The sequence below is a fragment of the Ancylobacter sp. WKF20 genome, assembly GCF_029760895.1.
Lineage (GTDB): Bacteria > Pseudomonadota > Alphaproteobacteria > Rhizobiales > Xanthobacteraceae > Ancylobacter.
Genome location: NZ_CP121679.1, coordinates 1,015,960 through 1,032,250, shown reverse-complemented (window position 1 = coordinate 1,032,250; position 16,291 = coordinate 1,015,960). Strand labels below are relative to the sequence as shown.

Below are 16,291 nucleotides of genomic sequence, written 5' to 3'. Positions count from 1 at the left end.
AGCCGCTGTCATCATCACGGGGGTGCCGGCGGGCACTCGATGAAGACGGCGCAGAAATCGACGAGCCCGCCAGCGCCGCGCCGGATCACCGCTCGCGAAAGGCGCGGGCGATCTGATCCTGCAACGGCTTGGCGATGTATTGCAGCGGCGTGCGGTCCTGCGTGCGCACGAACACTTCGGCCTGCATACCGGCGCTGACCGTCTGCGGCGCCAGCCGCGCCAGCTCCTCGGGTGGGATCGCCACCCGGATCGTGTAGAAAACCGCGCCGGTCTGCGGGTCGCGGCTGGTGTCGGGCGAGACACGCGCCACCCTGCCGGCCAGCAGCGGCGTTGTGCGCTGGTTGAAGGCGTGGATGCGCACATCCGCCCGCTGGCCGGGCACGATCTGGTCGATGTCCGGCGGGTTGACGCGCGCTTCCACCTGAAGCGCTTCGCGCGCCGGTACGATCAGCATGGCGGGCTCCGCCGGGGTGATGACGCCGCCCACCGTATGGACGGTGAGCTGATGCACGAAGCCGGCGCTCGGCGCCCTGATATCGACGCGCTTCAGCTGGTCCTCGGCGGCGATGCGCCGCTCGGCGAGTTCGGCCGCCTTGGCCTGAATCTCGCTCAGCTCCTTCATCACCTCCTCGCGCAGCACATCGTCGATCTCGATGATCTGCAGCCGGGTTTCGGCGATCTTGCCCTCGGTCTGCGCGACCGCCGCAATGAGGCGACCCTTCTCGCCGTCGAGCTCCGCCGCTTCGCGCTCCAGCGCCGCCTTGCGGGAGAGCGCCACGAGGTTCTTGGCGTAAAGGTCGCGCACGCCCTTCAACTCCTCGGCGATCAGCGCCGCCTGCCGGTCGCGCGCCGCCTGCTGGGCGCGAAGACCCGTCACCTCGTCCTCAAGCTGGCCAATCCGCCGGGCAAGCTGCGCCTTGCGCCCTTCACGCGCCGCCCGGCGGGCCTCGAACTGGTTCTGCTCAGTGGCGATCAGCTTGGCGATTGCCGGCTCGCCCGCTCGCGGCACCAGCTCCGGCGCCACCTCGATAACCTCAAGGCGGTCGCGCTCGGCGATCAGCCGCCCCTGACGCGCGGCGAAGTCGTCGAGTTGCTGGGTCACCACCTGAAGATTAGCGCGGGTGATGGTGTCGTCGAGCCGGATCAGCACCGCGCCCGCCTCGACCTGGTCGCCCTCGCGAACCTTAAGTTCGCCGACGACACCGCCGGTGGCGTGCTGCACCTTCTTCACATTGCCATCGACGACGAACTGGCCGGTGGCGACGACCGCGCCGTTGAGGGTCGAGGCCAGCGCCCAGACGCCCACAGTGCCGGCGAACAGCAGCACCGCCGCTCCGCCGATCAGGGTCAGCCGCCGCAGGGCGGGGCCGTATTCCGATGTTGGTGCCAGGATCGTCATGAGGCCACTGCCGTGCGCTTGATGCCGGGCACACCGTTCTGCCGGGCGAGCTTGCCCAGAACCTCCTCCTTCGGGCCAAAGGCCTGAATCCGCCCATCGCCCATCAGCGCGAGCCGGTCGAGCGAGGAAATCGCGCTCTGGCGATGGGTGACGACGATCACGATTCCGCCGCGCGCCCGCACGCCCTGCACCGCCTGCGTGAGCGCGGCGTCGCCATCCGGGTCGAGATTGGAGTTCGGCTCGTCGAGCACGACCAGAAACGGCGCGCCGTAAAGCGCGCGGGCCAGCCCGATGCGCTGGCGCTGGCCGCCGGACAGCGCCATGCCGCCCTCGCCAATGCGGGTGTCGTACCCCTCTTCCAGCCGCAGGATCAGCTCATGCGCACCCGCCGCCCGCGCCGCCGCGACGATGGCCTCGCCCGGCGCGTTCGGCGCGAAGCGGGCGATGTTCTCCGCCACCGTGCCCTCGAACAGCTCGACATCCTGCGGCAGGTAGCCGACATGCCGGCCCAGCGCGTCGGGCGCCCATTGATCGAGGCTGGCACCATCGAGCCGGACCTCGCCCTTGACCGGGCGCCACACGCCGACCAGCGCCCGCACCAGCGTCGACTTGCCGGACGCACTCGGCCCGATGATGCCGAGCCCCTGCCCCGCCTCCACCTGCAGCGACACGCCCGACAGGATCGGCGCCGAGCGTCCCGGCGCCGCAACGACGAGATTGTCGACCGTGAGCAGCGCCGCAGGCGGGGGGAGCGGGGTGTGATGCCGCTCGGCCAGAGCGGGCGAGGCCAGCACCTGCTCCAGACGGCGCAGCCCGAGGCGCGCGGCCACGAAGCCCTTCCAGTTGCCGACGGCGATCTCGATGGGGGCCAGCGCGCGCGAGGTCATGATGGAGGCGGCGATCATCGCGCCACCGGAAATCTGGTCGTGAATGGCGAGATAGGCGCCGAGCCCCAACACGGCCGATTGCAGCACCATGCGGAACACCTTGGCAAAGGCGCCGCTGGAGCCGGTCACATCGGCGGCGGCCAGCCAGTCGCTGACATGCCGGCGGTTCGCCTCCTCCCATCGGTTGGCGAAGGCGCCGCCCATGCCCATGGCGGTCAGCGCCTCGGCGTTACGGCGGTTCGCCTCGACAATCGCCTCGCGCGTGCCGCGGCTGGTCATCTGCGCCTTCATGGCGGCGCGGCTGGCCTGCTCGGTCGCCCAGGTCAGCGCGACGATGATGATGCCGCCGCCGAGCGCCAGCAGGCCGAGCCAGGGGTGCAGCAGGAAGCAGCCGGCGAAGAACAGCGGCATCCACGGCATGTCGAACAGCGCCGTCGGCCCGAGCGAGGCCAGGAAGGCGCGGATCTGGTCGAGGTCGCGCACGGGCTGGAGCGCCTCCTCGGCGCGCCGGCCCGCCAGCGAGAGGCGCCGCGCGGCGCTGAAGGCCAGCGGCGAGACCTGCTCGTCGAAGCGCGCCCCGATGCGCGCCAGCATCTTCACCCGCACCGAGTCGAGAAAACCCTGCAGGGCGTAGGCGACCAGCAGCAGCAGCGACAGGCCGATCAGGGTCGGCACGCTGCGCGAGCTCAGCACACGGTCATAGACCTGCAGCATGTAGAGCGAGCCGGCGAGCATCAGCAGGTTGATGACGGCGGAAAACCCCGCCACGGCGACAAAGGCCGGCCGGCAGGAAGCAAGAGCACGGGAGACGGGCGAGGCAGCAGCCATCAGGAACCTCAGGGAAGCGGGCCCCGCGCGCCCGCGAATTGCGGATCGGCGCGGCTTTCGGGCGCTAGGCACCGTCGCGGAAAGATGCCATGGGCTAGGCATCCCGGCACCGGCGCGGCGGTCGCGACTCGATGAACGGGGCGCAGAAATCGACGAGCCCGACACCGGCCCGACCCAGCGGGCCGCGGCGCGGGCGCAGGCCCTCAGGAGAACCGTCGGTGCCCGCTTCGCTCACCCGACCGTCCGGCCCATTCAGCGGCGCGTGGCATCGCCTGACCCCGTTCGCGCGGGCGCAGATCGTCGGCTGGGGCCTGTTCACGCTGGTCGATCTGGTGAACCGGCAGCTCACCTATCAGGATCTCACGGTCGCGCTGGCAATGAGCGCGGTGACCTACCTGCTTCTGGTCGGACTGTCGGCCGGTCTTGGCCTTGTCTACGACCGCATTTTCTCGGGAACGGTCCTCGGCGCGCGGGTGGTCGTAGCCATGGCCGCGCTGGCGGCGGTCGCTTCCACTCTCATCGTGCTGGCGACGGTTCTGGTTCGCCAGGGCTTTGGCTGGAGCATCCCGGACTGGGGCGCGATGGAGGAGATCGCGCTGCCCTTCACCCATTACGCGGTGGCGCTGACCGGCTGGAGCTTGCTGTTCTTCTGGATCCGGGCCGATCGCCAGCGCCAGGCGGCGCATGCGGCGGCACTCAGCGCCGAGACGCAGATGCTCGCGGCCAAGGCGGAAGCGCTCACCGCGGAAATCCAGCAGCTCCGCCTGCAGATCAACCCGCATTTCCTGTTCAACGCGCTAAACGGCATCGCCGAGGAAGTGCCGGAGCATCCCACGGCCGCACTGGCCATGCTGCGCGACCTCACCGACTATCTGCGCCATGTGCTCGCCGGCATCCGCGTTCCCGTGGTGCCGGTGGAGGAAGAGGTGGCCGCCCTCGCCGCCTATCTGCGCATCCAGCAGGCCCGTTTCGGCGCCCGACTGCGGGTGCGGGTGGAGATGGACCCCACCGCCGCCGGCCGGCAGATCGCCAACAGCCTGCTCCAGCCGCTGGCCGAGAACGCCGTCGAGCATGGCGACCGTTCGCAGGTGCTGGAACTCGCCGTCAGCGTACGGATGGAAGGCCCGGCGCTGCGGATCGACATCAGCAATACCGGCCGGCTGGACCCCGCACACCGGCTGCGCGCCGGTCATGGGCTCGGCCTCGCCAATTTGCGCCGGCGGCTTGATGTGCACTATCCCGGCCGCCATGCCTTCACCCTCGATGAGACCGGGGGTGGGCAGGTCGTTGCGACGCTGGTTCTGGAGGGCGAAGCGTGCTCCGCGTCCTGATTGCCGATGACGAGCCTCTGGCGCGGCGCGCCCTGCGCCGGCTGCTCGCGGCTCATGCCGATGTCGAGATCGTCGGCGAGGCCGAGAGCGTGGGCGAGGCGGCCGACCTGCTCGGCCGGCTCCAGCCCGATCTCGTCCTGCTCGACATCGAGTTCAACGGCCCCGATGGCTTCGACCTGCTCGCCGCCACGCCGACGCCGCCGCGCGTGATCTTCGTCACCGCCTATGCCGAATATGCCGTGGAGGCCTTCGCCGTGGAGGCGGTGGACTATCTGCTCAAGCCCGTGGCGCCGGAACGGCTCGACACGGCGCTCGACCGCGTCCGCCGGCTCCTCGCCGCTCATCCGCCCGCCAGCGACGTGATCGAGCTGCGCGTGCCCGGCCGCGTGGTGCGCTGCGTCCCTACCGACATTCTCGCTATTGAGGCGGAGGGCGATTTCAGCCGCGTGCATATCGCCGACCAGCCACCGCTGATGATCCTGCGCAATGTCGGCCAGTTCGCCGCCAGCCTTCCCTCCCCGCCTTTCCTGCGGCTCGGACGTTCGATCATCGTCAATTGCGACCGCATCCGCAGCGTCGACACGCGCTCCCGGGACGAGGTGCGGCTTGCCTTGCAGGGAATGGCCGAACCCATCCGCCTCGGCCGGGCCGCCGCCTCGCGCCTGAAGCAGGCCCTTTCCGGCTCGCGCGAATAGCGGCCATCGCCGCCCACCCGAACCCGCCTCGCGACGTTGAAGACGTTCCCCTGCCCTCGCCTGCCGGCGGGGGCAACGGGAGGCCGCGCGGCGTTTCGCCGGCCCATCGGCCTGCGGTTTCTCGACGAAACGACCAACGCTGAAAAGTAAAACAGTATGACTATTCAGCCTCCCAAGACTGTGGCATAGATTCCCTGCCGGCAAGCGACCCGACAGTGGCGCAGCGGCACCACCAACGGGAGGACGCCAATGAATTTCAGGGCTTTGCTGCTCGCGACCGCCATGGGCGGCGCGCTTCTGTCCGCCGACGCACAGGCCGCGGACCTCACCATCGGTTTCTCGCAGATCGGCTCGGAATCGGGCTGGCGCGCGGCCGAGACCACCGTTTCCAAGGCCGAGGCCAAGAAGCGGAACATCAATTTCAAGATCGCCGACGCCCAGCAGAAGCAGGAGAACCAGATCAAGGCGATCCGCTCCTTCATCGCGCAGGGCGTGGACGCGATCTTCCTCGCGCCCGTCGTCTCCACCGGTTGGGACTCGGTGCTGAAGGAAGCGCAGGAAGCCAAGATCCCGGTGGTCCTGCTCGACCGCGACATCGATCCGGCCGGCAAGAACCTCTACCTCACGGCCGTGACCTCCGACTCCGTGCATGAAGGCAAGGTCGCCGGCGAGTGGCTGGTGAAGACCGTGGCAGGCAAGCCCTGCAATGTGGTCGAGCTTCAGGGAACGGTCGGCGCCTCCGTCGCCACCAACCGCAAGAAGGGCTTCGAGGACGGCATTGCCGGTGCGTCGAACGTCAAGATCGTGCGCAGCCAGACCGGCGACTTCACCCGTGCCAAGGGCAAGGAGGTGATGGAGAGCTTCATCAAGGCGGAAGGCGGCGGCAAGAACATCTGCGCGGTCTACGCCCACAATGACGACATGATGGTCGGCGCGATCCAGGCCATGAAGGAAGCCGGCCTGAAGCCCGGCACGGAAGTTCTGACCGTCTCCATCGACGCCGTGCCGGACATCTTCAAGGCCATGGCCGCCGGCGAGGCGAACGCGACCGTCGAGCTGACGCCGAACATGGCCGGCCCGGCCTTCGACGCCATCATCGCCTACAAGACCAAGGGCACCGTGCCGCCCAAGTGGATCCAGACGGAATCCAAGCTCTACACGCAGGCGGACAACCCGAAGGCGATCTACGAGTCGAAGAAAGACCTCGGTTACTGAGCCGGCTCCGCCGCGGGCGCTCCTCGCGCGCCCCCGGTGCCAGCTCCGCGCGGGCCGGCCCTCCTCCGGTCGGCCCGCGCCGTTCTCCCGCCGTGTTCCGAGGTCGCCATGACTGATTTCGACCCCGCCGGCCAAGGCACCGGCATGTCCGGCCGTGAAGCAGCGCACCCGCTTCTCGCGCTGCACGGCTTCTCCAAATCCTTCGCCGGCTTCGTCGCGCTCGATCGCGTGGACTTCACCCTGCACCATGGCGAGATCCATGCACTGCTGGGCGAGAATGGGGCCGGCAAATCGACGCTCATCAAGGCGATGACCGGCGTCGTGACCCGCGACGCCGGAACGATGCGGCTCGGGGGTGAGGAGATCGCTCCCCGCTCGGCGCAGGAAGCCGTCAAGGCCGGCATCGCCACCGTCTATCAGGAAGTGAACCTCGCCCCGAACCTGTCGGTGGCGCAGAACTTGTTCCTCGGCCGGCAGCCGACCCGCTTCGGGCTGGTGCGCGAGGGCGAGATGCGCCGGCGTGCCGAGGTGCTGCTCGCGGAGTTCGGCCTCGCCATTGATGTGGCGGCGCCGCTGGAAAGCTACTCGGTCGCCATCCAGCACATCGTCGCCATTGCCCGCGCGGTCGACCAGTCCGCCCGCGTGCTCATCCTCGACGAGCCGACCGCGAGCCTCGACGCGCAGGAGGTGGAGGTGCTGTTCGCGGTGATGCGCCAGCTGAAAGAGCGCGGCATCGGCATTGTCTTCGTCACCCACTTTCTCGATCAGGTCTACGCGATCTGCGACCGCATCACCGTGCTGCGCAATGGTCGCCTCGCCGGCAGCGCGCCCATCGGCCAGTTGCCGCGCCTCGACCTGATCCGCCTGATGCTCGGCCGCGAACTGAGCGAGGCGACCGCCGCCCGCCCGGCGCGTATCGCCGGCGAGGAGGGCGCGGCGGTTGCGGAGTTCGCCGCCTATGGCCGGGGCGGCTATGTCGCGCCCTTCGACCTCACGCTGCGCGCCGGTCAAGTGGTCGGCCTTGCCGGACTGCTCGGCTCGGGGCGGACCGAGACGGCCCGGCTGGTCTTCGGCGCGGTGAAGGCCGATTGCGGGGCGGCGCAGGTCGATGGCCGCGCGGTGGCTATCGGCACGCCCCGCGAGGCCATGCGCCTCGGCTTCGGCTATTGCCCGGAGGAGCGCAAGACCGAGGGCATCGTCGCCGAACTCTCCGTGCGCGAGAACATCGTCCTCGCCTTGCAGGCCCAGCGCGGCATCCTGCGTCCGCTTTCGCGCCGCGAGCAGGACGAGATCGCCGCCCGGTTCATCCGCCTGCTCGACATCCGCCCGCCCGATCCCGAGCGGCCGATCGGCCTGCTCTCGGGCGGCAACCAGCAGAAGGCGCTGCTCGCGCGCTGGCTCGCCACCTCGCCGCGCCTGCTGATCCTCGATGAGCCCACGCGCGGCATTGATGTCGGCGCCCATGCCGAGATCATCCGGCTGATCCGCCAGCTCTGCGCCGACGGGCTGGCGCTGCTGGTGGTCTCCTCTGAACTGGACGAGATCGTCACCTATGCCGACGAGGTGATCGTGCTGCGCGACCGCACCCATGTGGCGCGCCTGTCGGGCGACGCTATCGACGTGCCGGCCATTCTGGCGACCATTGCCGACGCCCCCGCGCCGGCGGCGGCGTAGGGAGGGCCGGATGCTCATGAAGCTGCCGCGCATCGGCACCTCGCAGATCGTCGCCCTCGCCCTCATCCTCGCGGCCAACTGGTATGTCTCGCCGCAATTCTTCGACATCCGCCTGCAGGACGGCCGGCTGTTCGGCAGCGTCATCGACGTGCTGAACCGCGGCGCGCCGGTGGCGCTGCTGGCGCTCGGCATGGTGCTGGTGATCGCCATGCGCGGCATCGACCTCTCGGTCGGCGCGGTGATGGCGATCTGCGGCGCCATCGCCGCGAGCCTCGCCGACAGCCATCCCCTGCCGGTCGTGCTCGCCGCCGCGCTGGGCGCGGGGCTGCTGTGCGGGCTGTGGAACGGCCTGCTGGTGGCGGTGCTCGGCATCCAGCCTATTGTGGCGACGCTCATCCTCATGGTGGCCGGGCGCGGCATCGCCCAGCTCATCACCGAGGGACGCATCGTCACCTTCACCTCGCCGGAGCTGGCCTTTCTCGGCGGCGGCTCGGTGTTCGGCCTGCCGACGCCGGTGGCGCTGACGCTGGGCATGACTGTGCTCACCCTCATCGTCGTACGCGGCACCGCGCTCGGGTTAATGATCGAGGCGACCGGCGGCAATCCGCGCGCCAGCGCGCTGGCCGGCATCGGCACGCGGGCCATCACCCTCGCGGTCTATGTCTGGAGCGGGCTCTGCGCGGCACTCGCCGGCATCGTCGCGGCCGCCGACATTCTCGGCGCCGACGCCAACAATGCCGGGCTGTGGCTGGAGCTCGACGCCATTCTCGCCGTGGTGATCGGCGGCACCTCGCTGTTCGGCGGGCGCTTCTCCATCGTGCTGGCGGTCATCGGCGCGCTCATCATCCAGGCGATGAATACCGGCATCCTGCTCTCGGGCTTTCCGCCGGAGACAAATCTCGTGGTGAAGGCGGTGGTGGTGCTGGCGGTGCTGCTCGCCCAGTCGCCCCGGCTCGGCGGGCATCTGGCGGGGCTGCGTGTGCTGTTCGGCCGGGGCAAGCGGGAAGGAAAATCCTGATGGGCGCGATCTCCCGCCTGACGCCGGTACTCGCCACCACGGCCGTCTTCCTCGCCGGCTTCCTCATCTGCGCGACGATCTACCCGAACTTTGCCTCGCTGCGGGTGGTGATGAATCTGCTGACCGACAACGCCTTTCTCGGCATCGTCGCGGTCGGCATGACCTTTGTCATCATCTCCGGCGGCATTGATTTGTCGGTCGGCTCGGTCATCGGCTTCACCACCGTGTTCCTGGCGCTGGCCATCGAGCGCTGGGGCGTGCCGCCGCTCGCCGCCTTTGTGCTGATCCTCGTGCTCTGCGCCGCCTTCGGGGCGGCGATGGGGGCGATGATCCAGTATTTCGAGCTACCGCCCTTCATCGTCACGCTGGCCGGCATGTTCCTCGCGCGCGGGGTCAGCTTCCTGCTCTCCACCGAGTCGATCCCGATCAATGCCGAGCTTTATGCCACGCTGTCCGACCACGCGATCCGGCTCGCCGGCGGGGCGCGGCTGACGGTGCCGGCGATCATCATGCTGGCGGTGGTGGCGGGCGGCATGGTGCTGCTGCACCTCACCCGCTTCGGGGCGAATGTCTATGCGCTCGGTGGCTCGCGCAGCGCGACGGCGCTGATGGGCATCAACGTGCCGCGCACCACCGTGCTGATCTACACCCTGTCGAGCGTGCTGGCGGGGCTCTCCGGCATCGTCTTCTCGCTCTACACCTCCTCGGGCTATTCGCTCTCCGCCGTGGGCGTGGAGCTCGACGCCATTGCCGCCGTGGTGATCGGCGGCACGCTGCTCTCAGGCGGCTATGGCTTCGTCATCGGCTCCTTCCTCGGCGTGCTGATCCAGGGGCTGATCCAGACCTATATCAGCTTCGACGGCATGCTCTCGAGCTGGTGGGCGAAGATCGCCACGGGGCTTCTCCTGTTCATCTTCATCGCCTTCCAGCAATTGACGCTTCACCTCGCCCGCCGGCCCGCGCGCCGGGCACCGGGCGTGGCGCGGGTGTGACGCGCGGCACGGAGTTTGCCAGTATCGTGCGCGAGGGCGACGCGAGCCGCGCCCCTGCGCCGGGCTGTCGCCCGTTGCGTTCCTGACGAGAGATGAACCCGCATGTCCCCCAATACGCAGAAATTCTACATCGACGGCGCCTTCGTCGAGCCGCTGGAAAACCGCCCGCTCGGTGTGGTCGATCCGGCCACCGAGCAGGTCTTTGCCACCATTTCGCTCGGCACGCAGGCGGATGTCGACCGCGCCGTCGCGGCGGCGCGCGCCGCCTTTGCGAGCTTCCAGTTCAGCACCAAGGAAGAGCGCCTCGCTTTGCTGGAGCGCCTGCTCGCGGTCTATGAGCGGCGCTATGAGGATGTCGCACAGGCGATCAGCCATGAGATGGGCTCGCCCATCGCCCGCGCCCGCGACTCGCAGGCCTATGCCGGCCTCGGCCATCTGAAGGCGACCATCGAGGCGTTCCGTAATTTCGAGTTCGACGAGACCCGCGGCACCACTCGCGTCACCCATGAGCCGGTCGGCGTCGTCGGCCTGATCACGCCGTGGAACTGGCCGCTCAACCAGATCATGTGCAAGGTCGCGCCGGCCATTGCCGCCGGCTGCACCATGGTGCTGAAGCCCTCCGAGATCGCGCCGATCTCCGGCATCGTCTTCGCCGAGATCATGCACGAGGCCGGCTTCCCCAAGGGCGTGTTCAATCTGGTGAACGGCACCGGCCCGGAAGTCGGCGCCGCCCTGTCCTCGCATCCCGACATCGACATGGTGTCCTTCACCGGCTCGACGCGCGCCGGCACCGATGTCGCGCGCAATGCCGCGGCGACGGTGAAGCGCGTGGCGCAGGAACTTGGCGGCAAGTCCGCCAACATCATCCTGCCGGATGCCGATCTTGAGACCGCCGTGGCCGAAGGCGTGCGCGCCTGCTTCGGCAATACCGGGCAGTCCTGCGACGCACCGACCCGCATGCTCGTTCCCGCCGCCCGGCATGACGAGGCGCTGGAGATCGCCCGGCGGACGGCGGCGTCGGTGCGCGTCGGCTCGCCCACCGACACCGAGACGCAGATCGGCCCGCTGGTCAGCGACGTGCAGTTCGCCAAGGTGCAAGGTCTCATCCAGGCCGGCATCGACGAGGGCGCGACTCTCGTGGTCGGCGGCACGGGCAAGCCCGAGGGTCTGGAGACCGGTTATTATGTGAAGCCGACCGTGTTCGGCCATGTGAAGCCGGGCATGCGGATCGAGCGCGAGGAAATTTTCGGCCCGGTGCTGTCGATCATTCCCTATGACAGCGTCGATCAAGCGGTCGCCATCGCCAATGACACGCCCTATGGCCTTGCGGCCTATGTGCAGGGAACGGATATCGTTGAGGCACGCCGCGTGGCGCGGCAGCTCCGGGCGGGCTCGGTCTATCTGAACTACCCGGACTGGGATCTGTTCGCGCCGTTCGGCGGCTACAAGCAGTCCGGCAACGGGCGCGAATATGCCGATTTCGGGCTGCGCGATTTCCTCGAGATCAAGGGCATCGTCGGCTACGGCGCCTGAACGGGCCGGCACAGCGACCAGCAACGGCCAGGGAACGCCCTGGCCGTGCATCCCAATTAGGCACTGCCGGAAAGGTGGGCGCCAACCAAGCTTCGCCTCTTCGCGATACTTCCACAGGGAAGGCGAGACTTAACCTCGAGTGAGGTCGCTGGATCGGGTTCCAGCCGTCAGCACGAGGTCGCCTTTCATGCCCGCCAATCCCTTCCATCTCGCCTGGTTTCTTCAAGGCTCCAGCATCCAGGCCTGGGGCGAGCCATGGACCGGCAATATCGGTCAGGACTGGATGAGCGCCGACATCTTCGTCGATCTCGTGCGGTCGATGGAGCGGGCCTGCTTCGATTACCTGCTGATCGAGGATTCCATCTATGTCGGGCAGAACTGGCAGAACTCGCGCGACATCTTCCTGAAGGGCGGCATCTGCATTCCCCGTCAGGAACCCAGCGTGGTGGCGACGCTGCTGGCGGCCTCCACCCGCAAGCTCGGCATCGTGCCGACCCTCTCCACCTTCGCTTACCACCCCTACCTCACCGCCCGCATCGTCTCCTCGCTCGACCAGATATCCGGCGGGCGCGCCGGCTGGAACATGGTGACCGGCTCGTCGGACCTCTCCGCCCAGAATTTCGGCATGGAGAAGCTGCCCGAGCACGACCAGCGCTATGTGATGGCGGAGGAGTACATCGAGATCGTGAAGCGCCTGTGGGGCTCGTGGGAGCCGGGCGCGATCATCGACGACCATGAGAATGGCGTGCTCATCGACCCGGCCAAGGTCCACACCATCGACTATGTGGGCCAGCACTATGCCTCGCGCGGGCCGCTGAATTCCGGCCCCTGCCCGCAGGGCCAGCCGGTGATCGCGCAGGCCGGCGGCTCCAAGAGCGGGCGCAAGATCGCCGCCACCCATGCCAACACCATCGTCGCCGCGCCCAACGGCGTCGCCGCCATGAAGCAGTACCGCGACGATGTGCGCGCGCAGATGGCCGAGCTCGGCCGCAACCCGGACGACTGCAAGATCCTGTTCCTGCTCTCGCCGATCGTGGCGGAGACCGAGGATCAGGCGAAATGGGCGGCCGAGCAGCGGCGCGTCTCGGCGGCGGAGAATCTCGACGCCCGCATGGCCCGCTTCGGCTGGAGCACCAATCTGGACCTCTCCAGCCTCGACCTCGATACGCCGGTGAGCCAGCTCACGCTCACCACCAATGGCCACCAGTCCAGCCTCTCGCAGTTCCTCACCCGCGCCGGCGACAAGCCGCTGCGCCAGGCGATGATCGACCATGTGAGCTGCGGCTATTGCGTGGACGTGGTCGGCACGCCCGACAGCGTCGCCAGCCAGATGGACGAGATCATGCAGGAGATCGGCGGCGACGGCTTCCTGATCGCGCTCTCCGACGTCTCGCGCCGCTCGGTGTCGACCATCACCGACGGGCTGGTGCCGGTGCTCCAGCGCCGGGGCCTCACCCGCCGCGCCTACTCCCACCAGTTCCTGCGCGACAATTTGCTCGAGTTCTGATCCACGCCGCCCCCTCCCCCAACCATGGAACGACGTCGATGATCTCACGCCTCCCGCACCATCGTCTCCGCCGGGCCGGATCGCTTGCCCTCACGGCTCTCCTGCTCGGCGCCGGCCTGTCCGCGGCCTCCGCCGAGAAGCTCAAGCTCGGCAATGAGGGCGTCTACCCGCCCTTCTCCATGGTGGACGCGTCCGGCAACCTGACCGGCATGGAGCCGGAGCTGGCGCGCGAGATGTGCAAGCGCATCGGCGCCGATTGCGAGATCGTCGTCATGGACTTCAAGGCGCTGATCCCGTCCATGCTGCAGGGAAAGTTCGACGGCATCGTCACCCAGATCTCGCCCACCCCCGAGCGCATGGACAAGGCGCTGTTCGCCATGCCCATCGTCTACAACCCGGCGACCTTCGTGGTGCGCAAGGACAGCAACTACACGCTCACCAAGGAGGGCGTGACCGGCAAGGGGCTGCGCATCGCCCTCCAGCGCGGTGCCTCGATGGTGCCCTACATCCACAAGCACTTCGGCAAGGACACCTTCGTCGAGGTCTATTACGACAATCCCGACCAGATGAAGCTCGACCTGCTGGCCGGCCGCCTCGACCTCATCTTCGATTCCAAGATCAACTGGACGCTGGAGCTGATCGCCAAGCCCGAGGGCAAGGACTACATGCTCGCCGGCGGCGACCACTGGCTGGGCGACCCCGCCATCCCCGAGGCCGAGCGCGGCTATAGCTGGATCTTCCCGAAGAAGAGCGGCGATCTGGTGAAGCGGGTCAATGCCGCGCTCGCCGCGATGATCAAGGACTGCACCTACACCACCATCCGCAAGAAATACGTCCCGGTCGCCACGCTGGCGGCGGAAGCCGCCTGCACCACCACCAACTGACGGCGGCGCGCGGGGATCAGCTCATGACCAACCTCTCCCTCGCCGATATCGCAGGCTATCTGCGCCAGCTCGGCGAGGGGGCGCTGATCACGCTGGAGCTGTTCCTCGCGAGCTTCGCCCTCGCCTTCACCCTCGGCGTGCTCATCGGCGTCGCCACGCTGTCGAAGAGCCGTGTCGTCACCGCCGTCTGGCGGTTCTACGCCTCCATCTTCACCGGCGTGCCCTCGCTGCTGGTGATCTTCCTCGTCTATTACGGCGGCAGCGCCATGCTGGCGGCCCTGTTCGGCGAGTTCGGGGCGAGCATCGACATCTCGCCCTTCGGCGCCGGCGTCGCCGCGCTCGCCATCGTCTATGCCGCCTACATCGCCGAACTGGTGCGCGGCGCCATCGCCAACCTGCCAAAGGGCCAGTTCGAGGCGGCCCGCGCGCTCGCCATCCCGCCGGTGATCCTGTGGGGCCGGGTGATCCTGCCCCAGGCCATGCGCCTCGCCTTGCCCGGCCTCGTCAATGTGTGGAGCTTCATGCTCAAGGAGACGCCGCTGGTCTCGCTCGCCGGGCTGCAGGATCTGGTGGCCAGCGCCAAGATTGCGGCGGGCGCGACCAAGGAGCCCTTCCTCTTCTTCATCGCCACGGCGCTGGTCTTCATCGCCTTCAGCGCCGCCACATTGAAGCTCGCCACGCACCTTGAACTCAGGCTTGATCGCGGCCAGCGCCGCGACACACCCCGCCTGCAGGCCGGGATGGAGGCATGAGCGGCTTGCCCGTCGATCTCGCCCTCGCCTGGGAAAGCCTGCCGGCCCTGCTGCAGGGGCTGAAGGTCACGGTGCTGGTGACGCTGCTGCCGATGGCCCTAGGTCTCGCCCTGGCTTTCCCCGTCTGCTTCGCGCGCATGTCGGAGCGCCGCTGGCTCTCCCTGCCGGCGGAAATCTTCGTGGTGTTCTTCCGCGGGGCGCCGGTGCTGATCCTGCTCTACCTGGTCTATTACGGGCTGGGCCAGATCGAGGCGCTACGCAACGGGCCGCTCTGGCTGCTGTTCGGCTCGCCACTCGGCTGCGCCCTCGTCGCCTTCGGGCTGAACCACGCCGCCTATATGGCGGAGATCCTGCGCGGCAGCCTGCTCGCCGTGCCGCATGGGCTCATCGAGGCCAGCGAGGCGCTCGGCATCACCCGGCGCAACGTCTTCATCTGGGTGAAGATGCCGCTCGCCATCCGCTACGGGCTGAAAGCCTACCAGAACGAGGTGGTGAGCTTCATCAAGGGCACGGCCATCGTCTCGGTGGTCACGCTCACCGATCTCACCGCTGTGGCCAATGGCATCTTCGAACAGACCTATGACCCCTTCACCCCCATCCTCTGCGCGGCGGCGCTGTACTGGGCCTATGTGAACCTCATCCGCCTCGCCTTCGCCGGCTGGGGGCGCTGGCTCGACCGTCACAAGGATGTCGACGCGGCCGCCACCACCGCCCTGCCGGACCGCGCCATCCCCGGTCCGGTGGCGCTCAGCAAGGAGGCGTCATGAACCCGCCCGCCCAGGAGCTCTCAGTGGCGCCCGGCTCGCCCGCCATCGCCATCACCGGACTGGTGAAGCGCTATGGCACGCATCGCGCGCTGGATGGCGTCGATCTCGAAGTGCGGCGCGGCGAGAAGGTGGTCATCTGCGGCCCGTCCGGCTCGGGCAAATCCACCCTCATCCGCTGCATCAACGCGCTGGAGCGGCACGATGGCGGGCGCATCGTCGTCAACGGCATCGAACTGACGGCGGATGACGGCACCGTGCAGGACATCCGGCAGGAAGTCGGCATGGTGTTCCAGCACTTCAACCTGTTCCCGCACCTCACAGCGCTGGAAAACTGCATGCTGGCGCCCCGCCTCAATCGGGGCCTGGCGAAGGATCAGGCGGCGCGGCTGGCGATGCGCCATCTGGAGCGTGTGGGCTTGGCCGATCTCGCCGGCCGGTACCCCGGCCGCCTCTCCGGCGGGCAGCAGCAGCGCGTCGCCATCGCCCGCGCGCTCTGCATGGAGCCGCGCATCCTGCTGTTCGACGAGCCGACCTCCGCGCTTGACCCGGAAATGGTGAAGGAGGTGCTGGGCGTGCTGGAGGAGCTGGCGGCGAGCGGCGTCACCATGATCTGCGTCACCCATGAGATGGGCTTCGCGCGCCAGGTCGCCGACCGCTGCGTCTTCATGGATGGAGGGCGCATCCTCGAGGAGGCGACGGCGCGTGATTTCTTCGAGACGCCGAACAGCGAGCGTCTGCGGCACTTCCTCGCGCAGATCCTGCGCTGACCGGCAAATTCTGCGCTGACGGGCAAATTCTGCGCTGACGGG

At 68.4% G+C, this 16,291-nt stretch carries 14 protein-coding genes; 12 read left to right on the top strand and 2 right to left on the bottom strand.

Annotated elements, in window-relative coordinates; genetic code table 11:
- Nucleotides 1-85 precede the first annotated feature (85 nt).
- Nucleotides 86-1,399 (bottom strand): HlyD family type I secretion periplasmic adaptor subunit, encoded by a 1,314-nt coding sequence (locus tag AncyloWKF20_RS04540; RefSeq protein ID WP_279316720.1) that lies wholly within the window; start codon nt 1,397-1,399, stop codon nt 86-88.
- A complete protein-coding gene (locus tag AncyloWKF20_RS04535) occupies nt 1,396-3,114 on the bottom strand; it encodes a type I secretion system permease/ATPase (RefSeq protein WP_279316719.1) in 1,719 nt (572 codons plus the stop codon). The genes AncyloWKF20_RS04540 and AncyloWKF20_RS04535 overlap by 4 nt, the downstream gene beginning before the upstream one ends.
- A 218-nt stretch (nt 3,115-3,332) precedes the next feature.
- On the opposite strand from AncyloWKF20_RS04535, the gene AncyloWKF20_RS04530 reads away from it, so the two are divergent.
- The 12 genes from AncyloWKF20_RS04530 (at nt 3,333) to AncyloWKF20_RS04475 (ending at nt 16,249) form a co-directional block, all read left to right on the top strand.
- A complete protein-coding gene (locus AncyloWKF20_RS04530) occupies nt 3,333-4,445 on the top strand; it encodes a histidine kinase (RefSeq protein WP_279316718.1) in 1,113 nt (370 codons plus the stop codon).
- Nucleotides 4,430-5,140, top strand: a complete 711-nt coding sequence (locus AncyloWKF20_RS04525; RefSeq protein WP_279316717.1) for a LytTR family DNA-binding domain-containing protein — start codon at nt 4,430-4,432, stop codon at nt 5,138-5,140. The genes AncyloWKF20_RS04530 and AncyloWKF20_RS04525 overlap by 16 nt, the downstream gene beginning before the upstream one ends.
- 249 nt (nt 5,141-5,389) lie before the next feature.
- A complete protein-coding gene (gene ytfQ / locus AncyloWKF20_RS04520) occupies nt 5,390-6,355 on the top strand; it encodes a galactofuranose ABC transporter, galactofuranose-binding protein YtfQ (RefSeq protein WP_279316716.1) in 966 nt (321 codons plus the stop codon).
- Between the two features lie 144 nt (nt 6,356-6,499).
- Entirely contained in the window at nt 6,500-8,029 is a 1,530-nt protein-coding gene (locus AncyloWKF20_RS04515) for a sugar ABC transporter ATP-binding protein (protein ID WP_279317886.1), read from the top strand.
- A gap of 10 nt (nt 8,030-8,039) precedes the next feature.
- Nucleotides 8,040-9,047, top strand: coding sequence for an ABC transporter permease (locus AncyloWKF20_RS04510; RefSeq protein ID WP_279316715.1), 1,008 nt, complete (start codon nt 8,040-8,042; stop codon nt 9,045-9,047).
- 8 nt (nt 9,048-9,055) lie between these two features.
- Nucleotides 9,056-10,039: a galactofuranose ABC transporter, permease protein YjfF gene (gene yjfF, locus AncyloWKF20_RS04505; protein WP_279317885.1), complete on the top strand. Its 984-nt coding sequence runs from the start codon at nt 9,056-9,058 to the stop codon at nt 10,037-10,039.
- 102 nt (nt 10,040-10,141) lie between these two features.
- Nucleotides 10,142-11,572 (top strand): aldehyde dehydrogenase family protein, encoded by a 1,431-nt coding sequence (locus tag AncyloWKF20_RS04500; protein ID WP_279316714.1) that lies wholly within the window; start codon nt 10,142-10,144, stop codon nt 11,570-11,572.
- A 187-nt stretch (nt 11,573-11,759) separates the two neighbouring features.
- A complete protein-coding gene (locus AncyloWKF20_RS04495) occupies nt 11,760-13,079 on the top strand; it encodes an NtaA/DmoA family FMN-dependent monooxygenase (RefSeq protein ID WP_279316713.1) in 1,320 nt (439 codons plus the stop codon).
- A 38-nt stretch (nt 13,080-13,117) separates the two neighbouring features.
- A complete protein-coding gene (locus tag AncyloWKF20_RS04490) occupies nt 13,118-13,963 on the top strand; it encodes a transporter substrate-binding domain-containing protein (protein ID WP_267582667.1) in 846 nt (281 codons plus the stop codon).
- A 23-nt stretch (nt 13,964-13,986) separates the two neighbouring features.
- Nucleotides 13,987-14,715: an ABC transporter permease subunit gene (locus tag AncyloWKF20_RS04485; protein WP_279316712.1), complete on the top strand. Its 729-nt coding sequence runs from the start codon at nt 13,987-13,989 to the stop codon at nt 14,713-14,715.
- Complete coding sequence (locus tag AncyloWKF20_RS04480; RefSeq protein ID WP_279316711.1) at nt 14,712-15,482, top strand: ABC transporter permease subunit; 771 nt, start codon at nt 14,712-14,714, stop codon at nt 15,480-15,482. The genes AncyloWKF20_RS04485 and AncyloWKF20_RS04480 overlap by 4 nt, the downstream gene beginning before the upstream one ends.
- Nucleotides 15,479-16,249: an amino acid ABC transporter ATP-binding protein gene (locus AncyloWKF20_RS04475; RefSeq protein ID WP_279316710.1), complete on the top strand. Its 771-nt coding sequence runs from the start codon at nt 15,479-15,481 to the stop codon at nt 16,247-16,249. The genes AncyloWKF20_RS04480 and AncyloWKF20_RS04475 overlap by 4 nt, the downstream gene beginning before the upstream one ends.
- Nucleotides 16,250-16,291: the final 42 nt, after the last annotated feature.

Bases quoted from the DNA above. Each gene is read 5' to 3' on its own strand.
- AncyloWKF20_RS04515 (WP_279317886.1), top strand. From the start codon at position 6,500: ATGTCCGGCCGTGAAGCAGCGCACCCGCTTCTCGCGCTGCACGGCTTC.
- AncyloWKF20_RS04510 (WP_279316715.1), top strand. From the start codon at position 8,040: ATGCTCATGAAGCTGCCGCGCATCGGCACCTCGCAGATCGTCGCCCTC.
- AncyloWKF20_RS04535 (WP_279316719.1), bottom strand. From the start codon at position 3,114: ATGGCTGCTGCCTCGCCCGTCTCCCGTGCTCTTGCTTCCTGCCGGCCG.
- AncyloWKF20_RS04490 (WP_267582667.1), top strand. From the start codon at position 13,118: ATGATCTCACGCCTCCCGCACCATCGTCTCCGCCGGGCCGGATCGCTT.
- AncyloWKF20_RS04495 (WP_279316713.1), top strand. From the start codon at position 11,760: ATGCCCGCCAATCCCTTCCATCTCGCCTGGTTTCTTCAAGGCTCCAGC.
- AncyloWKF20_RS04475 (WP_279316710.1), top strand. From the start codon at position 15,479: ATGAACCCGCCCGCCCAGGAGCTCTCAGTGGCGCCCGGCTCGCCCGCC.
- ytfQ (WP_279316716.1), top strand. From the start codon at position 5,390: ATGAATTTCAGGGCTTTGCTGCTCGCGACCGCCATGGGCGGCGCGCTT.
- AncyloWKF20_RS04485 (WP_279316712.1), top strand. From the start codon at position 13,987: ATGACCAACCTCTCCCTCGCCGATATCGCAGGCTATCTGCGCCAGCTC.
- AncyloWKF20_RS04480 (WP_279316711.1), top strand. From the start codon at position 14,712: ATGAGCGGCTTGCCCGTCGATCTCGCCCTCGCCTGGGAAAGCCTGCCG.
- AncyloWKF20_RS04540 (WP_279316720.1), bottom strand. From the start codon at position 1,399: ATGACGATCCTGGCACCAACATCGGAATACGGCCCCGCCCTGCGGCGG.
- AncyloWKF20_RS04500 (WP_279316714.1), top strand. From the start codon at position 10,142: ATGTCCCCCAATACGCAGAAATTCTACATCGACGGCGCCTTCGTCGAG.